Annotated in this window: 19 protein-coding genes; 5 read left to right on the forward strand and 14 right to left on the reverse strand. The window is 58.2% G+C overall.

Going from position 1 to position 17,670, the window contains the following annotated elements; genetic code table 11:
- Positions 1 to 2 precede the first annotated feature (2 nt).
- Positions 3 to 476, reverse strand: a complete 474-nt coding sequence (locus tag BLR72_RS01495; RefSeq protein ID WP_091944385.1) for a nuclear transport factor 2 family protein — start codon at positions 474 to 476, stop codon at positions 3 to 5.
- A 174-nt stretch (positions 477 to 650) separates the two neighbouring features.
- Between BLR72_RS01495 and BLR72_RS01500 the strand changes: the two genes are divergently transcribed.
- Positions 651 to 1,571, forward strand: coding sequence for an aldo/keto reductase (locus BLR72_RS01500; RefSeq protein ID WP_091944387.1), 921 nt, complete (start codon positions 651 to 653; stop codon positions 1,569 to 1,571).
- Here BLR72_RS01500 and carA read toward each other — a convergent pair whose 3' ends face one another.
- Positions 1,572 to 2,822: a glutamine-hydrolyzing carbamoyl-phosphate synthase small subunit gene (carA, locus tag BLR72_RS01505; RefSeq protein ID WP_091946444.1), complete on the reverse strand. Its 1,251-nt coding sequence runs from the start codon at positions 2,820 to 2,822 to the stop codon at positions 1,572 to 1,574.
- 287 nt (positions 2,823 to 3,109) lie between these two features.
- On the opposite strand from carA, the gene BLR72_RS01510 reads away from it, so the two are divergent.
- Together BLR72_RS01510 and BLR72_RS01515 are read left to right on the forward strand one after the other, a co-directional pair.
- Positions 3,110 to 3,559 carry a GatB/YqeY domain-containing protein gene (locus BLR72_RS01510; protein ID WP_091944390.1) on the forward strand — a complete coding sequence of 150 codons (450 nt, stop codon included), beginning with the start codon at positions 3,110 to 3,112 and terminating at the stop codon, positions 3,557 to 3,559.
- A 312-nt stretch (positions 3,560 to 3,871) separates the two neighbouring features.
- On the forward strand, positions 3,872 to 4,684 hold the full coding sequence (locus BLR72_RS01515) for a transglutaminase-like domain-containing protein (RefSeq protein WP_091923758.1): 813 nt from the start codon (positions 3,872 to 3,874) through the stop codon (positions 4,682 to 4,684).
- 21 nt (positions 4,685 to 4,705) lie between these two features.
- Here the strand turns inward: BLR72_RS01515 and BLR72_RS01520 are convergent, their stop codons facing one another.
- The 11 genes from BLR72_RS01520 to BLR72_RS01570 form a co-directional block, all read right to left on the reverse strand.
- The gene (locus BLR72_RS01520; RefSeq protein ID WP_091944393.1) at positions 4,706 to 6,217 is read right to left on the reverse strand and encodes a DUF1254 domain-containing protein; all 1,512 of its coding nucleotides are present in this window, start codon (positions 6,215 to 6,217) and stop codon (positions 4,706 to 4,708) included.
- Between the two features lie 152 nt (positions 6,218 to 6,369).
- A complete protein-coding gene (locus BLR72_RS01525; protein ID WP_091944396.1) occupies positions 6,370 to 8,418 on the reverse strand; it encodes a PAS domain-containing sensor histidine kinase in 2,049 nt (682 codons plus the stop codon).
- Positions 8,419 to 8,494: 76 nt separating this feature from the next.
- A complete protein-coding gene (locus tag BLR72_RS01530) occupies positions 8,495 to 8,875 on the reverse strand; it encodes a response regulator transcription factor (protein WP_175492252.1) in 381 nt (126 codons plus the stop codon).
- Positions 8,876 to 8,958: 83 nt separating this feature from the next.
- Positions 8,959 to 9,612: a response regulator transcription factor gene (locus BLR72_RS01535; RefSeq protein ID WP_244506593.1), complete on the reverse strand. Its 654-nt coding sequence runs from the start codon at positions 9,610 to 9,612 to the stop codon at positions 8,959 to 8,961.
- A gap of 73 nt (positions 9,613 to 9,685) precedes the next feature.
- On the reverse strand, positions 9,686 to 10,252 hold the full coding sequence (locus tag BLR72_RS01540; protein WP_175492254.1) for an RrF2 family transcriptional regulator: 567 nt from the start codon (positions 10,250 to 10,252) through the stop codon (positions 9,686 to 9,688).
- Between the two features lie 177 nt (positions 10,253 to 10,429).
- Entirely contained in the window at positions 10,430 to 11,182 is a 753-nt protein-coding gene (locus BLR72_RS01545) for an SDR family oxidoreductase (RefSeq protein WP_091944405.1), read from the reverse strand.
- A gap of 23 nt (positions 11,183 to 11,205) precedes the next feature.
- The gene (locus BLR72_RS01550) at positions 11,206 to 12,726 is read right to left on the reverse strand and encodes a mechanosensitive ion channel family protein (protein WP_091944408.1); all 1,521 of its coding nucleotides are present in this window, start codon (positions 12,724 to 12,726) and stop codon (positions 11,206 to 11,208) included.
- 21 nt (positions 12,727 to 12,747) lie between these two features.
- Entirely contained in the window at positions 12,748 to 13,164 is a 417-nt protein-coding gene (locus BLR72_RS01555) for a cupin domain-containing protein (protein WP_091923748.1), read from the reverse strand.
- Positions 13,165 to 13,230: 66 nt separating this feature from the next.
- Complete coding sequence (locus tag BLR72_RS01560) at positions 13,231 to 13,992, reverse strand: SDR family oxidoreductase (RefSeq protein WP_027233357.1); 762 nt, start codon at positions 13,990 to 13,992, stop codon at positions 13,231 to 13,233.
- 232 nt (positions 13,993 to 14,224) lie between these two features.
- Positions 14,225 to 14,506, reverse strand: coding sequence for a GNAT family N-acetyltransferase (locus BLR72_RS01565; RefSeq protein ID WP_091944411.1), 282 nt, complete (start codon positions 14,504 to 14,506; stop codon positions 14,225 to 14,227).
- Positions 14,507 to 14,549: 43 nt separating this feature from the next.
- Positions 14,550 to 15,008, reverse strand: coding sequence for a carboxymuconolactone decarboxylase family protein (locus tag BLR72_RS01570; protein ID WP_027233355.1), 459 nt, complete (start codon positions 15,006 to 15,008; stop codon positions 14,550 to 14,552).
- Between the two features lie 581 nt (positions 15,009 to 15,589).
- Between BLR72_RS01570 and BLR72_RS01575 the strand changes: the two genes are divergently transcribed.
- Both BLR72_RS01575 and BLR72_RS01580 read left to right on the forward strand, forming a co-directional pair.
- Complete coding sequence (locus tag BLR72_RS01575; protein ID WP_244506632.1) at positions 15,590 to 16,411, forward strand: alpha/beta fold hydrolase; 822 nt, start codon at positions 15,590 to 15,592, stop codon at positions 16,409 to 16,411.
- A gap of 77 nt (positions 16,412 to 16,488) precedes the next feature.
- Positions 16,489 to 17,241 (forward strand): SDR family NAD(P)-dependent oxidoreductase, encoded by a 753-nt coding sequence (locus BLR72_RS01580; protein ID WP_091944414.1) that lies wholly within the window; start codon positions 16,489 to 16,491, stop codon positions 17,239 to 17,241.
- Positions 17,242 to 17,359: 118 nt separating this feature from the next.
- On the opposite strand, the gene BLR72_RS01585 is transcribed toward BLR72_RS01580, so the two are convergent.
- On the reverse strand, positions 17,360 to 17,605 hold the full coding sequence (locus BLR72_RS01585; protein ID WP_091924015.1) for a glycine zipper family protein: 246 nt from the start codon (positions 17,603 to 17,605) through the stop codon (positions 17,360 to 17,362).
- Positions 17,606 to 17,670: the final 65 nt, after the last annotated feature.

Here is a 17,670-nt window from a genome sequence, read left to right on the forward strand (position 1 = left end):
GCCTACAGACCGAGATCCGTTAGCCCGGGATGGTCCGCCGGACGAGGCTTCGAGCGCTCCCAGAAAAACTTCCGTTCCGATTCCTTAATCGGCAAGTCATTGATTGATGCGTAGCGTTCGCGCATCAGCCCGTTCTGGTCGAACTCCCAATTCTCGTTGCCATAGGCACGGAACCAGTTGCCCGAATCGTCGTGATATTCATAGGCGAAGCGAACGGCAATCCGGTTGTCTGTAAACGCCCAAAGCTCCTTGATCAGTCGATAATCGAGCTCGCGCACCCACTTTGCGGTGAGAAAGGCAACGATCTCTTCGCGTCCGCTGATGAAGGTGGAGCGATTGCGCCACGAGCTGTCGGGCGTATATGCGAGGGAGACCCGCTGCGGATCGCGGCTATTCCAGCCGTCTTCAGCCGTACGAACTTTTAAGATCGCTGTTTCGCGCGTGAATGGCGGCAGCGGCGGACGTTGCTCTGACATGTTCGGTTCCTTTGTGTACCGAAAGGTAAAATCTTGAGTGATTGGTACAGTAATCCCCTCTCATGTCAAGAGAGAACTCGGTAGTTTCATGCGCAAGCAAACTTACCTTCAACCATTTTCACCATTTCACATTTGCTCTAGAAAATGGGCGCCGTTGGAAAGTGAGGTGAGAGAATGTCCCAAGGATCGCGCGTTACGCTGAATGGAGCAGGGCTCAGCCTGTCGAGGATTGTCCTCGGTGGATGGCGGCTCTTGGACGGGACTTCGAAACCAAGTACCTCCGACGTTGCGCGGCTCATTCAGGGTTCAATCGATCTCGGAATAACGAGCTTTGACCATGCGGACATCTACGGCAACTACGGAGTCGAGCAAGCTTTCGGAGAAGGGCTTAAAGATTGGGGTGGTCCCCGGGACACGGTAGAGTTGATCAGCAAATGCGATATCATGCTGAAATCAAATGCCCGCCCGGACAATCGTCTCAAACACTACGATACGAGCGCCGCGCATATCAGGGCCTCTGTCGAACGCTCGCTCACCAATCTCCACACCGACTATCTCGATATTTTGCTGATCCATCGTCCCGACCCTCTCATGAATGCGGACGAGACGGCCTCGGGTCTGGAAAGCGTCGTAAAAGCAGGGAAGGTTCGCGCTGTCGGCGTCTCGAATTTCTCGCCATCGCAATTCGACCTGTTGGCATCGCGTTTGTCGTTTCCACTGGTGACGAACCAGATCGAACTGTCGGTGCTTCAAACATCGCCGTTATTTGACGGCAGCCTCGACCATGCGCAACGCTTGCGCTACGCGCCGATGATCTGGTCCCCACTTGGCGGCGGCAAGCTCTTCAGCAGCGATGGGCAGCGTGAAATCCACGTTCGTGATGTCCTGGGCGAAGTGGGAGCGAAAATTGGCGTGGAGGACATCTCCGCCATCGCGATCGCCTGGCTGCTATGCCACCCGGCGAGGCCTATCCCAGTGCTTGGCAGTCTAAACCTCGATCGTCTCGCAGCAATGACTCGTGCGCTCGACATCGAACTCGACCGCCAGCAATGGTTCGAAATCCTGAAAGCTGCTACGGGACGGGACGTGCCCTGATCACGCCGCCTGGTCCCGCTCCGGCAGCGGTTCCAGACCCTTGCGCGCGCGAATGAGATTGAAAAAGCGGCGGAAGAGATAGTGCGAGTCCTGCGGGCCGGGCGAGGCCTCCGGGTGATGCTGGACCGAGAAGATCGGGCGGCCGGTGACGCGCAAGCCGCAATTGCTGCCGTCGAACAGTGAGACATGGGTCTCTTCGACGCCAGCGGGCAGCGATTTGGTGTCGACCGCAAAGCCATGGTTCATCGAGACGATCTCGACCTTGCCGGTGGTATCGTCGCGTACCGGATGGTTGGCGCCGTGGTGGCCCTGGTGCATCTTTTGCGTGTCGCCACCCAGCGCGAGCGCCAGCATCTGGTGGCCGAGGCAAATGCCGAACATCGGAATTTCGGTCTCGATCAGTTGCTTGATCGCGGGGACCGCATATTTTCCGGTTGCGGCCGGATCGCCCGGGCCGTTCGAAAGGAAAATGCCGTCAGGCTGGTGGGCGAGAACGTCGTCCGCCGTGGCCGTTGCCGGAAGAATGGTGACCTTCGCGCCAAGCCCGGCAATGAGCCGAAGGATATTGCGCTTGATGCCATAGTCGATGGCAACGACGTGGAATTCCGGCGCCGACTGTTCGGCAAAGCCTTCATTCCAGACCCATGGCTTCTCGGTCCAGACCGAACTCTGGCCGGACGTGACGTCCTTGGCGAGATCGAGGTCGAGAAGGCCATGCCATGCAGCGGCGCGTGCTTTCAGCGCCGGGATGTCGAACTTGCCGTCCGGATCGTGGGCGATCACGGCGTTCGGCATCCCTTTTTCGCGGATGAGAACGGTAAGCGCGCGGGTATCGACGCCGGCAAGCGCGATGATGCCGCGCGCTTGCAGCCAATGATCAAGGTTGTCGGCGGCACGATAGCTCGACGGGGCCGTGATATCCGCCTTGAAGATCGCGCCGACAGCGCCAGCCCGGTTGGCGGGCGTCAAATCCTCGATGTCTTCCTTGTTGGTGCCGACATTGCCGATATGCGGAAAGGTGAAGGTTACGATCTGTCCCGCATAGGAAGGGTCGGTCAGTATCTCTTCATAACCGGTAAGTGCGGTATTGAAGCAGACCTCCGCCTCGCAGCTGCCGGTGGCGCCGAGGCCCTTGCCTTCGATGACCGTGCCATCGGCGAGGACGAGAACTGCCGTCGGCTTTGCTTGCGTCCAGCCGGCGGTCTTGGGGCTCGTCTGGGCTGCAGCGTCTGTCGTTGTCGAGGGGTTCATGCGGCACTCCTGGCGTGGGCTTGCGTCGTTGTTGTCCTTGTCGTTGCGGGGCATTGAAGAATGCCGTCCATGCGTCCATATGACGTGACTGAACGCGGTGGCCGGAAAGCTCTCCACCGCAGCAACAACAATAATAGTCTGGCTAAGGCCCACTCCATAGACAAAGCCGCGCCCGCGGTCAATTGGAACGCGAAGACTCCTGGTGAATTCTCCAGGCGTCGGGATTGACACCAATTGTATACGGCTGGCTCCACGTCTAGGTTGCTCGCAAACAGGAGACGACGAATATGCGCGATACGATCGCACAAGCACTCACCGCCGCCGTCAAGGCACAGGACAAGCGCCGGGTCCCGACGTTGCGCCTGATCATGGCTGCTATCAAGGATCGCGACATTCTCAACCGGGGAACGGGCAAGGAGCCAGTGACGAACGAGGAGATCAGCACAATCCTCGCCAAGATGATCAAGCAGCGCGAGGAATCGGCGAAGCTCTACGAAGATGGCGGCCGGCAGGAGCTTGCCGAGCAGGAGCGCGGCGAGATCGAGATTATCCGAGACTTCATGCCAAAGCAGATGAGCGAGGCTGAAATACGCGCCGCTACATCGCAGGTCATCACGCAAACCGAAGCAAGCGGCCTGCGCGATATGGGCAAGGTGATGAACGCGCTCAAGGAGAAATATGCCGGCCAGATGGACTTCAGCAAGGCAAGCGCCCTGGTCAAGGAATTGCTGCAGTAGCTGTGCTCGAGCACCCGTGTGCGACTTGCTTTGTGGCCGGGAACTCATCGCAGTTCAGGGTCTTATGAGGAGGAGGTGGGCTCGCGCGCCATCGGGATTTGAAAGGTCAAAGCTTCAAGATGGGCAAATTGTCAGCGTGCGCAATTTTTAGGCGTCACTGGCGAAAAACCATGTAGGATGCACTGAGCCACTCCGTCTGTTGCTTGCCGGAGTGGACGTTCTTCCAACGTAATTAATGATCAGGCGCAGGCCACTGCGATACATCGGTCGTCTGCTTTTATTGTTTTCGATTTTAGCCCCGGAGCGCCACGAATGAAGATTGAAGTCGGATGCAAGCTGACCTTCGAGTTTCCGCAGGAAACACCGATTATCGCCATACTGAATGTTCATCACTCGCGCGTTGACGATCTCATCGGCATAGAGACGTTCAAGACAGCACCAATGATCCATGCCCATGGCTACCACGATCAATTTGGAAACTGGTGCAATCGTATCCTGGCGCCAGCGGGCCAATTCAGTTTAAGCACGAATGCTGTTGTCAACGACAGCGGCTCCCCCGATCCGGTCCACCTCGGTGCCGTGCAGCATCTGGTTCAGGATCTTCCCGATGAGGTGCTGGTCTACCTGATGGGTAGCCGCTATTGCGAGACGGACTTGTTGAGCGATCAGGCCTGGCGCCTGTTCGAACAATTCCCGCTCGGCTGGCAGCGCGTTCAGGCCGTCTGCGACTACGTGCACCAGCATATCAAATTCGGTTACGCATATTCCAATCCGACCCGAACGGCGAGCGGTGCTTTTGGCGAGGGCATTGGCGTCTGCCGGGACTTTACGCACCTAGCGGTCGCATTTTGCCGCTGTCTCAACATACCGACACGCTATTGCACCGGATATATAACCGATATCGGCGTTCCACCGCCGCATTCGGAGATGGATTTCTGTGCGTGGATGGAGGTGTTCCTCGGCGGAGAGTGGCATGCATTCGATCCACGAAACAACGCGCCGCGCATTGGTCGGATCAAGGTTGCACATGGGCGCGATGCTGCGGACGTCCCGCTCACGAACGTCTTCGGTCCCAATGTCCTGACGCAATTCAAGGTGTGGGCCGACGAGGCAGTCCCGGCCTGACGGGCCTGCATCCTTGGCAGATCAGTTCACCAATTCGAAATCGCCGGGCTTCCAGCTCTTGTCGAACCACGGTTCCAGCGGTGCGTACAGGCGCAAGATGGAACTCCAGCCCTTACCGGGCACGGTCTGCACCCAGTTGCTTTCGTGCCCTGCGGGCGCGTTCGGCGCAAACCATACTGTCACCGATCCATCTTCGTTCTTCTTGATGTCGGGATTATTGCTGTCGATACCTGCCAGTTTCTGGTCTGTTTCGAGCATGGAGCGGGTCTGATTGTCGTAGGCTGTGAAAGACCAGAACTGGCCGGCGGGTATCGGCGCGGGGAGCGTGATCTTGTAGGTCTTTCCGCCATCAAGAAATGTCCCCGCCGCGTCGCGAACGGCAAAGGCGTAAGCCGATCCGGTGCCGGGCTTCGCGGCGGCCATGGCCGGCGTTATTCCGGTTGCCATGTAGTGGAACATGGTACGCGGATCGAGCATACGTTCTCCATCGTTCAGGAACTGGTAACTATTACCGATGAACCCATTGTTCCACTGACGGTCGGGATAGAATTTGGCGCGCTCGTCGCGTGGAGCAAACACCATCGCCCGCGCCGTCGCGTTGCCCACCGTAATAGCGTCGGTGAGAATGGCTTTCATCCGTGCATCAGGCGCGAATGGCTTGCCCTTCTTTATGCCAATGGAAGCGAACAGACCGACAATCTCCGGATCGAACGCATCGCCCGGCTCGGCCTGGATAACCTCATTGATTTCTTCATAGAACTTGAAATCGTTGGAGTGGATCGTGTTGAACTGCTTGCCGGAACTGTTGACGAATGTGGTTTCCGGCGGATTTTTGGCAGCTGCCAGCGGGTAGACCCGGGCATGTGCCTTGACGCTTTTTACCGCTCCGGCGATGTCGCCGTCCTTTACGAATGCCCGGTAGAAGATGAGATTGGTAAAGGTCGGCGTCCTAGTGACGAAATAGCCTTGATCCGGCAATTGTCCTTCCTGGTTCGGACCGACGAACAGATACTTGCCGCCCTTGCCCTTATCCGGGCCGATCAGGCCGACATCCGTGACATAGCGAAAATAGGCGTCGTCCACAGGTCCAAGAACACCCGGCGGTACTTGGACGACGACGGGACCGTCCTTCAGGTCGATGCAGAAGAACACATATACCGTGGTCGAATTGGCTGTCAGGAACAGGGAGCGCGCATCAAGAAGATCTTCGCTGATCGATACCGCCTCGTTTGGGTTAACGCCGATGCTCTTCAGCCCGGTGCACGCCGCGTGCACCGACGCGGCCGGCACCCCTGAGAGGAAAGCCTCGACACCGCGCGAGAAATCGACGTTGTCATAGACCTTCTGTACGGTTTCGTCGCTGGGAAGCCCGTCGGAGAACTTCAGTTCGCCAATGCGCGTCTGCACCGCGTTTGGGGTTTGGATATCCGCCGGAACCTTGGCGGCAAACTTTGGCGGCTGTTGCTGCGCCAAGGCAGGCGAGGCGGCGGCGATTAGCAGCGCGGCTAGCGGTGCGTGGCAAAATCTGAACATGGATCGGCCTTTCCAACGATGCCGCGTGGGGCGGCATTAGCTTCGGAAGGTGATTGCCAAGTTATCCGTGCCAGTTGAAGTACGTTACGGTAACAGTGACCGAGACCGTGCTCCTTCATCGGGCTCTCCTGAGAGGGGGCCGCACTGCCCAATCAATAGGAGCGATTTTCTGATGCCGCTTGCTCGGAAGAAGCCGGATTGCCGGATGCTTTGAAAGCGCTTTTGGACGGGATCGCGAAGCGAAATACAGCTCCGCCGTCCGGATGATTGAAAGCCTCGATCGTTCCGCCGTGGGCCTTGACGATCGACTGGCATATGGCAAGTCCTATGCCGAGGCCGCCCTCCTTCGTCGTGAAGAAACTGTCGAATATCCGTTCCATGTGATTGACGGCGATGCCCGTGCCCGTATCCCGGATCGAGAAAACAACCTGATCGTTGTCGTCCAGGCTGGTCTCGAGGTAAATCTCGCGTCGGGTTTTCGGTGCCGACTTCATGGCCTGGATGCTGTTGACGATCAGATTGACGATGATCTGCTGCAGTGGAATTCGATCGCCCTCAATCAACGGGAGGTTCGGCTCAAGACTGGATTTGATCACCACATCCTTGTCTTCGCTTTCGTGGCGAAGAAAGATCAGGCATTGGCGCACGACGTCGTTCAAACCAAGCAAGGCGTAGGACGGGGCGCGCTTGCGCGCCATGTCCTGGATCCGACCGATGATATCGCTGGCGCGCTGGGCGCTATCGACAACGCGAGAGGTCAGTTGATCTGCCTTCTCGAGATTGGGCTCAGCTTTCCTCAGATATCGCAGGCTCGTCTGGGCATTCATCAGGATTGCCGCGAGCGGCTGCTTTATCTCGTGCGCGATCGACGTGGTCATTTCGCCCAAGGTCGAAAGCCGCGATGCGTGCGAGAAATCCGCCTCGATCCTGCGCAGCTTTGCTTCCGCCTCAAGGCGCGCCGTGTTGTCTATCATGATGATGATCGTTGTATCGAGCCGTTCGCCGGGAACCGGGAAGGTCACCAACAGCAGCACGTCAATCACGCGGCCATCGAACGTCTTCACCTTGAGTTCTTCGACGTGGTTCCGCGCCCCTGAAAAATGCGCCAGCATAACGCGCCGCGCCGCACCCGGCGTGCCCGCAAACAGATAGCCGACCGGACCGGTAAAGTCCGAACGTTCCTTGCTCCCGAAGAGAGACATGGCATCGTCGTTGACGTCGAATACCTGCACAAGTTCGCAGGTAAGATCGACGAGATCGGGGTGTTCCTCTGAATAGGCAGCCATGTCGTCGAGGCCGCCCTCCCTCAGGCGGTCGAAAATACGCCCTGCGGCGCGGGCGTCGATCTGCCAGACCGGGATGGGCAGATAGGAGATCAGGTTGCGATATCGACTCTGGCTCGCTTCCAGTTCGATCAGTGCGTTTGGCGCGTTCAATACGGCTTTGACGCGGACGAAGACTGTATCGGGGCACCGCGGGTCGGTCGCTCGCCAACCCGTCAGAACGACTTGCTGCAATCGGCCAACGACGGGAATTTCCCGTATCTCCGGCTCCGCGTCGGTCTTTGCAACCAGGGCGGTGAGCAAATCTCCAAGTGCTGCGCGGCTTTGCTCGGGCCATAGGCTGGCAACAGGTCGGTCGATCACCCGGTCACGATCTTCCGGCAACCCGAACAGGCGTATGGCTTCGTCATTGACATCCGTTATCTGGATGGCGGTGAGGAGCGTATCCAATCGATCTGGACACCATTCATCGGCGCTCGGATCCCGGTTCGCCGGTGCATCGACGGGGGCAAACAGGGGCAGGGCACGTCGCATGTTGAATTGCCAGCAGGCTGCTGATCCCAACGCCGTGCTATGAGGCAGCGAGACGCCGGCATTAGCTTGAACCGTGGAAAATTCGACAACATCCAGTGGATTGCCCAAACCGTCCTTGCGAAGTGCCAACCGGATATTGGCCTCGACTACCGCGCCCGAATGCGAGAGCCGCTGCAACGCGCCGTCCCAATGCCCGTTCTTCAACAGATGATTCCAAAGCTCGGTGCCCTGGTCAGGCTCCGGCATGAGATCCTGGAAATGCCGGCCGATCATGGTCGCGACAACCCATCCATAATGGGTTGTCGTCGCGGGGTTGCAGTAATGAATTGTGCCTTCGAGATCGTAGCGAATGACACTGTCGGTCGCGTAATCTGCGAGTTCCATCTGCGACCTCCGTTTCCTGACGCGATGGTCGATTGCGTTTCAATTCACCGGCTGGCGGTGTCATTCGTGATCGATTTTACTCCTTCGAACCACGATTGAGGGCGGATATGATGTGCCGATACAGCACATTGTCGTCGATCGGCTTGTTCAGAAAGGCGATTGCCCCACAGTGAAGCGCCCTCGACCTTGCTGCGGCGTCCGAGTGTGCCGAAATGAAGACGATGGGTAAGCCGGGATCGACCTCGGCAAGCTTCTGCTGCAATTGAAGCCCGCTTATAGCTTTCATGTGAAGGTCTGTGATCAGGCAGTCGAACCGCCCTGGGGCATGCGCTGCCAGGAATGTTTCGGGGCTTTCGAACGCCCGGCACCTGAAGTCGAACACCTCGAGTAATTCCGCCAGGGCCTCGCGGACGCTTGCGTCGTCGTCGACGACTGCAATAACTGGTACTGGGGCCAAAATGAATACTTTCGCGCAACCTACTGTGACAACTCGGTTTTAGTATCTGCTGAGTCCGGGTTTCATCACAGCCATACCAAAGACTAGGCCGCATAGTCATTGCGTATGTCCGATGGTATGGACTGCCAGGCGTGCACCAGTTGGGTGACGAACGAGGTTTTCATCTTGCGCATCACGCTGCTTCGGTGGAGCTTGACGGTGATTTCCGATATGTTCAGCTCAAAGGCGATCTGCTTGCTCAATGCTCCCCGCACCACAGCTTCCATGACTTGCCGTTCGCGCGGCGTGAGCGTCGCGTAGAGCGCGATATTGGTGTCTTTGGTGAGTTGCGCGGCGCGTCTTTCCTTGTCGATTTCGATGGCTTTGTTCACCGCGTCGAGCAACGTCTGTTCGCGCACGGGCTTGGTGAGGAACTCGATTGCCCCCGCCTTCATCGCCTGCACCGTCATCGGTATGTCGCCGTAGCCGGTGAGGAAAATAATGGATGCTGAAATGCCGCTTGCGGCAAGGCGTGATTGAAAATCCAGCCCGCTGACGCCAGGCATGCGGACATCAAGTATCATGCAGCCCGGCCGGTCGAGTAGGTCGGCATCCATCAGCGCCTGCGTCGAGGCGAACCCGGCGGCTTCGATACCGACAGATTCCAGAAGATCGCAAATCGAAAGCCGGAGCGATTCATCATCGTCGACAACAAGGACGATCGGATTTTGATCGGGATAAGTTGGTTTGGCAGTCACTAAAGTCCCCGTCGAAAGATTCATCTTGTCCATCCAGTGCGTTGCAAGGAGTCAAACTATTGTTCGTCAACGATCACTCGTTGGTACTGCGCCGTCGCTTTCGTGAACTATCCTTGACCGCCGAAATGCGGGCAATTTCGCGATTGGTTGCGCGGTCATCCAGCCACTGACCGACATTTGGTCCGAAATCAGCTGGGGCCAACTCGCCGAAACCCATTGCCAGGTCGAGCAAGCTTGTCCGGCTCATTTCATTGCGCATGCTTTTCTCGGCCCGCAGCATGACGGCGTGAACGCCGCAAACGCCACTCGTGATCCAGGCGGGGGCATTGCCGCGGAACAAGACGCAGTTCTTGCGGATATTCCTGCAGTCAAAGACGCCCTTGCCGCCATCGATTGCATCGACAACCTCGAGGACCGTGATGTCCTGCGGCGCCTTGGCGAGCCGGTAGCCCCCGCTGATGCCGCTGGTCGATGTGACCAGCCCCGCCTTTTCAAGCTTGGGCATGATTCTCGACATCAATGCGGACGGCACGCCCTGCAGCTCGGCAAGATCGCGGCTGCTGACCGGCTTCGCACGCGGCTCGATAAGCCAGAGCATGCAGTGAATGCCATACTCAACCGCGGCCCCATACAGACTCACTCGGCCGGTAGCACCGCCGTCTGCCGTTTTCGAGGGTTGTTCAATCCTGGGCTTCTTCATAACACAACCCATACAAGGTTGTGTTATAAATTTCCAGTTGTATTTTGTATAGGTCGAGGCGGAGAGCCTCCCGATCCGATAAGCGCTTCTTCGAGCGGCTGAAGTGGAATTGCCTCGTCAGTTCGCCATGGAGCGGTATAGCCAGTCGCCGTAGCGCAGCGAGCCAAGGCGCGATCCCTTCAGCGGAAGAAGCGTGTCGTCGTTAAGTTCGACACCATAGTAGCGCGCTCTGTCATCGCGGATGACCTCGCGCCGGTCTTCATCGGCGGCGAGCTGGACACGCGCGATTTCGTCGAGTCCGAACTGTTCAGGTCCGCCTGTCTCCACGGTATCGTTGCGCGGCGCTGCCATCGCCAGTTCGGCAAGAATTGCGGCGACATTGTCGGCAGCGATCGGTTGAATGAGGGCCGAGGGGAGCCGGAACTCATCGCCCTTGGCGCTCATCTCGATCACCCCGTTGATGAACTCGAAAAACTGTGTGGAATGCAGGATGGTATAGGGCCTGCGTGCGGCTTTGATAAGATTTTCCTGCACCATTTTCGCGCGGAAATAGTCACTCTCCACCAGGCGAGGCGTACCGACCACGGAGAGCGCGAGGTAGTGGCTGACGCCTGCATCAGCCGCCGCGGCGAGGAGGTTCCGGGTCGATGCCTTGAAGAAGCCCAATGCCGAATCGTCGCCGAACGAGGTGGTGTTGGTGACATCGATGACGACCTCAGCGCCGTTAATCGCTCCCCGCAGGCCTTCCTCCGTCACGCTGTCAACGCCGAGAGAAGGGGATGCGCCAACCACTTCCATGCCTGCTTGCCGAAGTTTTTCGACGAGACGCGTGCCTATGAGCCCGCTTGCTCCCATGACCGTGATTTTCATCGTTGCTTCCTTTCAGAGTTGCGTTAGGGGCCGCCGTTAGGCGCCAGGAATGCAGTTTCCATGGATTTCAGCATTTCGGTCACCGAGCGGCGGTGCGTTCGATTCCGCGTCGAATGTGCGTCGCGAAGGCCCATTTCAAATCGACCCGCCAGCATCGCCGCAAGATCGCCGGCCATGTCAGGCCGCTCTTCGAAGAGGGGGGCCAAATGCTTCTTGTCCAACTCAAAGATTACTGTTGACGCAATTGCGGTCATGGTTCCGGGTTCTACGGTTCCGGGAAGTAGAGCATCCTCGCCAAAGAAGTCGCCGGGAGCCAGGCGCATGATCTCGTCTTCGCCGTGCTGACCCTGCCGGGTGAGGAGAAGCACTCCGCGTTGGACAAACATTAACGAACCCAGTGTCTGCCCTTGGCGCGCGACGATCTCGTCTTTTCGGTAAATCCTGCTCGAACCCGCATCGGCCAGGGCCTGTCGCTCTTCGCCGGAAAGGGCTGCGAAGAACGGTGTCGATTCGAGAAGTTCCATGGCAGAGGAGTTTGGCGCGTCAGGGATAGCGGGGCTTGCTCCTCCCAAACTCGGTGAAGAGGCGGGGCTCGCCAAGATCAATCCTGCCGAGCGCGTATGACGGTAGACGAGGTCAATCAATTCATTCTTGGCCGAGATACTGTAAGCCAGGCTCGATACGCGAAACAGCAGATCGACCTCGATTGCTGCGGCATCGAGCCCCCGCAAGGCAACCAGCGGGGGCGGATCCCTGACGATCGAATTGCAGCTCAAGAGGACCATCTCCATGCATTCGATGGCTGCTGCGGGCGGTTTGGTCGGCGCTATTCTCAACGACAATGGAATGCCGTGCGTCTCGTTCGGGTGGCTGACATTCGTCAGCCCAAGCTTGGCGAGAAAGCCGTTTGGCAGAACCGCGATATTATTGCCGGAGGTCAAGAGGTGGGTTGCGCGCCAATTGCTCTCGACGACGCGGCCCTCCGTGCCATCGCTGAGCTTGATCCAGTCGCCGAGGACGAACGGCCGTCCCAGATTGAGCGCCACTCCTGAAAAGGCATCGCTCAAAGTGTTCTGAAGGGCAAGGCCAAGAATGATCGCAAAGATACCGGATGTTGCAAGCAAGGTGCCGACGGGCACACCGAATACAAATGCGACGATCGACAAAGCGGTGCCGAGGTAGATCAGCCCGACAACGATATCCTGGATGAGGCGTGCCTCGCGCGGCGTATGTTCCAGCACGAGAAACAACCTGACAAAGGCAACAAGCGCCCATGCGACATTCATCCACCACACGATTTTGACGAGCGCGAGAACGACCGTTTCGACCGCCGAGCCGCGGCCAGGATCGATGTCATAGGGCAGGATGCCGTTGGCGAGCAGTATTCCTGTCAGCGCTATGAAAAACGCAATCTGCGCAATCAGTTTCAAGATCGAATGACGGCGCACGAGCGCGCGTGTGGCAGCAACACCGGCCAGGGCGACCCAGCCGGCGTTGATGATTGGCGAGGACATCATGTCCGCAATGGTTGGATCGATGTTCATGCCTCACCCTTGGCAACCTGTTTATTCATGGTAGGGCAGCACCAGATCCTTCTCGTCGGTATTGACGACGAATACCGCAAGCAGCTTGGCCGGTTCAGTCGTGCTGGCATTCTCGCTGACAGCATGGCGGTCGCCGGGATATTCCGAAAAGCTTTCGCCCGCCTTGTAGATTTTTGCCGGGCCGTCATTGACCTTGCTCGTGACGGCTCCCTCAAGGACCGTTGCATAGATGAAGGCGGAATCGGGATGGGTATGTGCAGCGGACGATCCGCCCGGACCATACTCGACGAGTACGCCCTTCATGCTCTTGCCCGGCACATTCGGCAGCTCATGTTCGTAGACAAGCGTGACTTTCGATTCCTTGCCGGCATCGTGAGCCAAGGCGCCCGCTGCATTTCCGGCGACGATGATCGCCGATAACAAGATGGTTCTGATCATTTTGGTTTCCCTTCAGCTTGTGGAATTGGAAGGAATCACGGGAAATTCCTTCCCGTTGCTCAATTGCTACTTCGCCGGCGCCAGCTGCGATTGGCGCAGCCAATCCCGGAAGCCGATCTTGCCGATCCGTGCGCCGTCGCCGGGTACGAGCGACTGGTCATTCAGCTCGGACCCGAAGTAGAGCGCATGGGTGTCGGCCTCGACTGTCCGCGGATCGTTGATTTCCTTGAGGTAGCGGGCAACGAGTTCGTTCATCCGGACGCGCTCTGGTCCCGCAATCTCGATCATGCCGTTGATCGGTTTTCCGACCGCAACGGCCGCCATCACATCGGCAACGTCATCGGCTGCGATAGGCTGGAAATAGGCCGGTGAAATCCGGGCAACCTTACCTACCGTTCCTGTGTCGGCGATACCCTTGAGGAACTCGAGGAACTGCGTGGAATGCACGATCGTGTAAGGGATCGAAGATTCCTTGATGAGCTTCTCCTGAACGAGCTTGGCCTTGAAGTATCCGTTCTCCGGCAATCGCTCCGTTCCAACGATCGAGAGGGCGATATGGTGCTTTACGCCGGCCTTGGTTTCGGCTGCGAGCAGATTGCGCCCCGACGTCTGAAAAAATTCAAGGACCGCCTTGTCTTCGAAGGAGGGCGAGTTTGCAAGATCGAGCACCACTTCAGCGCCGACCAGGGCCTCCGCCAGCCCTTCGCCGGTAATGGTGTTCACGCCGGTGTTGGGCGAGGCGGCCAGGACATCGTGGCCCTTGCTGCGCAGGCGCGCCGCAGTCTTGGAGCCGATTAGTCCCGTTCCGCCGATAAGAACGATCTTCATGGCAATTCTCCTGTCGAAAGTGAGTGTTCGGATTGGTTGACCGCTTTCGACAATGATTGGAGAGGGAAAATCATTCCATCGTGCACGGGGCCTAGCGCTCTAGTCACCGGGTTTAGGCGACCTATCCGGAAGTTTAGGCAGCTTCGGTGTTGGGCTGATACCGCAACGAAAAAGCCTCCGCGATGAAGCGAAGGCTTTTTCAGCACTATAGGTCGTGACGGAGCAGTCGGAATCAGCCGGCAACGAGATCACGGTATTCGGGATGATTGGCCGAAAACCTTGCCATGAAAGGGCACTTCAGCACGACTTTCCGTCCGCTCGCACGAATGCGTTCGAACACGCCCGCGGCCAGTTTCGAGGCAATGCCTTGGCCCGAATATTCGAATGGCACTTCGGTATGAATCAATACCACCGCGTTATCCTCAATCCTGTAGTAGGCGGCGGCGATTGCTCCATCGGCAATCGGTATCTCGTAGCGACTGTCAGCAACATTGTCCTTGACGGGATTGCTCATCGATTGTCCTTCTGTGGTCCGGGGTGGCATCTGCAAAGCATGGTCAGGCCGCCGTCGCAGCGTGGACGGGGTGCGCCGCGCGGGCACCAACTTGCAGCCGATTCCAGAGGTTGATCATGCCGATCGCTATCGTGAGATAGGTGAGTTCGCCCTCATTGAACTGGTCTTTCACAAGGGCATAATCCTCATCTGGGGCACCGGTCTTCGCAACCCTGGTCAGGGACTCGGTCCACGCCAGGGCCGCGCGCTCGCGATCGGTGTAGAGCGAAGATTCGCGCCATGCATCGAGCATGAACAACCGCATCTCTGTTTCGCCGCGCGCGCGGGCGTCACTCACGTGCATGTAGATGCAGTAGGCGCAGCCGTTGATCTGGGAAGCGCGCAGCTTGACGAGTTCCCCCAGGCTGGGCTCGAGCCCGCCGGTGGCGAGGACCTTCTCCACTTTGGTAAGAGCTTCAATGAGTTCGGGAGCAGTTTTGAATGGCATGAAGCGGGGCGACATTTCGAGTCCTCCTTGAAAATGATCTGCGCGCCCATCATGACCCTCGCCGGCGCGTTCGCTATCGTACCGGATGGGGAGCGATCCTATTCTTTCGTTCAGGTGAACCATCCCGCAATGCCAGGAGCCGCGCGGCCCTGGTCGCCCGTTTCGGCAAACGATTGCTGATCGAGGCCGATCGCGCCTAACCGAACCGCCGCGCCCCTCAATTTCAAACTGCTCAATGTCACCCTCGGTATGAGCCATCCAAACCTATGGATGGGATGCAGGAGCTCGACTCAGCCGCTAATTTTTCAAGTGCGAGCCGTGTTAACCGGACGCGACAGGGATGATGAATGCAGGAGTTTTTCCGGTTTCTTCCTGCAGCCGACGAATTGGCAGGCGAGCATCCAACCTGTCCGGCCCAATCCATCGAGGAGAACTCCATGAAAGAACCCACTCCGATTGAAGCGATCGAAGCATCCCGCCGCGACGTCCTGCTGCTTGCGGCGAGCGCGACAGTCTTTGCTGCCATGCCGTCGACGGCGTTCAGCGCAAAGCGGGTTTCACCTATGACCGCGAACCAGACAGAAAGGAACTACACTATGGGAATGCTGAAAACCAAGGACGGGACAGAAATCTTCTACAAGGATTGGGGAACGGGACAGCCCATCGTCTTCCATCACGGTTGGCCGCTCTCCAGTGACGATTGGGATACGCAGATGCTCTTCTTCCTGGACAAGGGATACCGGGTCATCGCCCATGATCGTCGCGGCCATGGGCGTTCAACCCAAACGGCGACCGGCAATGATATGGATACTTATGCCGATGATTTCGCTCAGCTCGCGAAGGCTCTTGATCTGCGCGATGCCATTCATGTCGGGCATTCGACCGGCGGCGGCGAGGCAGCCCACTATGTTGCCCGCCATGGCAAGGGGCGTGTTGCAAAGCTCGTCCTGATAGGCGCGGTTCCACCAATATTGGTGAAAACGGCAGCTAACCCAAACGGCACCCCGTTGGATGTCTTCGACGGAATGCGCCATCAACTCGCAGCCAACCGGGCGGATTTCTACTGGAATTTTCCCATCCCCTTCTATGGCTTCAACCGCGAGGGGGCGACTTTATCCGAACCCGTGCGCGCAAACTGGTGGCGGCAGGCAATGATGGGCGGCGCGAAGGCTCAATATGACTGCATCAAAGCCTTCTCCGAAACGGACTTCACCGGCGACCTGAAGGCCATCGATGTTCCGACGCTGGTGATGCATGGCGACGACGACCAGATCGTTCCGGTTGCCGATTCGGCGCTCTTGACCGTGAAGCTTTTGAAGCATGGCACACTGAAGGTCTACGAGGACTTTCCCCATGGCATGTGCACGACCAATGCGGACGTCATCAACGCCGATCTGCTTGCGTTCATAAGAAGCTGAGCGATGCTTCGGCAGCGACCGGACGTCGCTGCCGACATCAAAGTCGATGATGCGTCGCCAATAATCGAAGGTGTTAGATGGAAAGTTTTCACGACAAGGTTGTCATAATAACTGGTGGCAGCAGCGGCATCGGTTTGGCGGCAGCCAAGCAATTTGCGGCGCAGGGCGCTAAAGTCCTTATTACCGGACGCCGCCCTGGCGTCCTCCAGGAAATCACTGCCGCAAATCCCAACATCGAGGGCCTTGTGGCGGATGCAGCCGATCCGGCAGCAGCACATCAGACGGTCGATGCTGCCATCAGACGTTGGGGACGCCTCGATGTTCTCGTCAACAATGCCGGAGCTGGTGCAATCAGGCCGCTGATCGAGAGCGATGCCGACACCATTTCCAGCGTGTTCGCCGTCAATGTAACGGGACCGCTGCTTCTTGCCGCGGCGGCAGTCCCGCACCTGGCGGAGACCAAAGGTACGATCATCAATATGTCGAGCACATTCGGCAGCAAGGCTGCGGCGGTGCTTTCCATCTATGGATCGAGCAAGGCCGCGGTCGAGCACCTCACCCGTTGCTGGGCACTGGAACTCGCCCCGCAGGGGATACGCGTCAATGCCATCGCTCCAGGACCGGTGGAATCCGATTTCCTGCGTGATCGCATGAACCTGTCGCCTGAAGAAATCGTTGCGGTCACCGAGCAGGAACGCAAGGCAATCCCGCTCGGCCGGCGCGGAGTGCCGGACGACGTGGCCATGTGGATCGTGCACCTTGCCGATCCGCGCGCCACATGGATGACAGGGCAGGTCATTGCCGTCGACGGGGGCCTTGTTACGACGTAGCCGGAACGGCGGCTTTTCCGGCCCCGAACCCGGGCCCTACGAGCAAGAAGCACCGGCTACTGCGGCACGAACCTGGTTCAGTGCCGCCATCGCCTGTGTCTCTAGAAAGGGTTGCCCTCTAACGGCAGCGCGCCGTATAAATGCGGCCGTTCCGGTCTCGGTACTGACAATACCCGTTGCGGAGGTTGCGGACCAGCAGGCCGCCAAGCGCGCCAACGCCCGCGCCAATCAGCGCACCTTTGCCGCCGTCAGCAATACCACCGATTATCGCGCCCGCCGCAGTGCCGACGCTGAGGTCCTTTTCCGTCGTTGTGCAGCCGGCCAACCCCATGATGAGGGCGACTGTCAGTACGAACTTTGGCATTGAATATTGGTTCTGCTGAACGCGATTGTCTGGGACCAGATTCATGGTGAGGCTTTCCGTTTTGA

The organism is Phyllobacterium sp. YR620, assembly GCF_900104165.1.
GTDB lineage: Bacteria > Pseudomonadota > Alphaproteobacteria > Rhizobiales > Rhizobiaceae > Phyllobacterium > Phyllobacterium pellucidum.

Excerpts from the sequence above, each read along its gene's own strand:
- BLR72_RS01495 (WP_091944385.1), bottom strand. The coding sequence starts at position 476 with ATGTCAGAGCAACGTCCGCCGCTGCCGCCATTCACGCGCGAAACAGCG.
- BLR72_RS01575 (WP_244506632.1), top strand. The coding sequence starts at position 15,590 with ATGGGAATGCTGAAAACCAAGGACGGGACAGAAATCTTCTACAAGGAT.
- carA (WP_091946444.1), bottom strand. The coding sequence starts at position 2,822 with ATGAACCCCTCGACAACGACAGACGCTGCAGCCCAGACGAGCCCCAAG.
- BLR72_RS01580 (WP_091944414.1), top strand. The coding sequence starts at position 16,489 with ATGGAAAGTTTTCACGACAAGGTTGTCATAATAACTGGTGGCAGCAGC.
- BLR72_RS01515 (WP_091923758.1), top strand. The coding sequence starts at position 3,872 with ATGAAGATTGAAGTCGGATGCAAGCTGACCTTCGAGTTTCCGCAGGAA.
- BLR72_RS01550 (WP_091944408.1), bottom strand. The coding sequence starts at position 12,726 with ATGAACATCGATCCAACCATTGCGGACATGATGTCCTCGCCAATCATC.
- BLR72_RS01520 (WP_091944393.1), bottom strand. The coding sequence starts at position 6,217 with ATGTTCAGATTTTGCCACGCACCGCTAGCCGCGCTGCTAATCGCCGCC.
- BLR72_RS01570 (WP_027233355.1), bottom strand. The coding sequence starts at position 15,008 with ATGTCGCCCCGCTTCATGCCATTCAAAACTGCTCCCGAACTCATTGAA.
- BLR72_RS01525 (WP_091944396.1), bottom strand. The coding sequence starts at position 8,418 with ATGGAACTCGCAGATTACGCGACCGACAGTGTCATTCGCTACGATCTC.
- BLR72_RS01500 (WP_091944387.1), top strand. The coding sequence starts at position 651 with ATGTCCCAAGGATCGCGCGTTACGCTGAATGGAGCAGGGCTCAGCCTG.
- BLR72_RS01510 (WP_091944390.1), top strand. The coding sequence starts at position 3,110 with ATGCGCGATACGATCGCACAAGCACTCACCGCCGCCGTCAAGGCACAG.
- BLR72_RS01555 (WP_091923748.1), bottom strand. The coding sequence starts at position 13,164 with ATGATCAGAACCATCTTGTTATCGGCGATCATCGTCGCCGGAAATGCA.
- BLR72_RS01545 (WP_091944405.1), bottom strand. The coding sequence starts at position 11,182 with ATGAAAATCACGGTCATGGGAGCAAGCGGGCTCATAGGCACGCGTCTC.
- BLR72_RS01560 (WP_027233357.1), bottom strand. The coding sequence starts at position 13,992 with ATGAAGATCGTTCTTATCGGCGGAACGGGACTAATCGGCTCCAAGACT.
- BLR72_RS01565 (WP_091944411.1), bottom strand. The coding sequence starts at position 14,506 with ATGAGCAATCCCGTCAAGGACAATGTTGCTGACAGTCGCTACGAGATA.
- BLR72_RS01585 (WP_091924015.1), bottom strand. The coding sequence starts at position 17,605 with ATGCCAAAGTTCGTACTGACAGTCGCCCTCATCATGGGGTTGGCCGGC.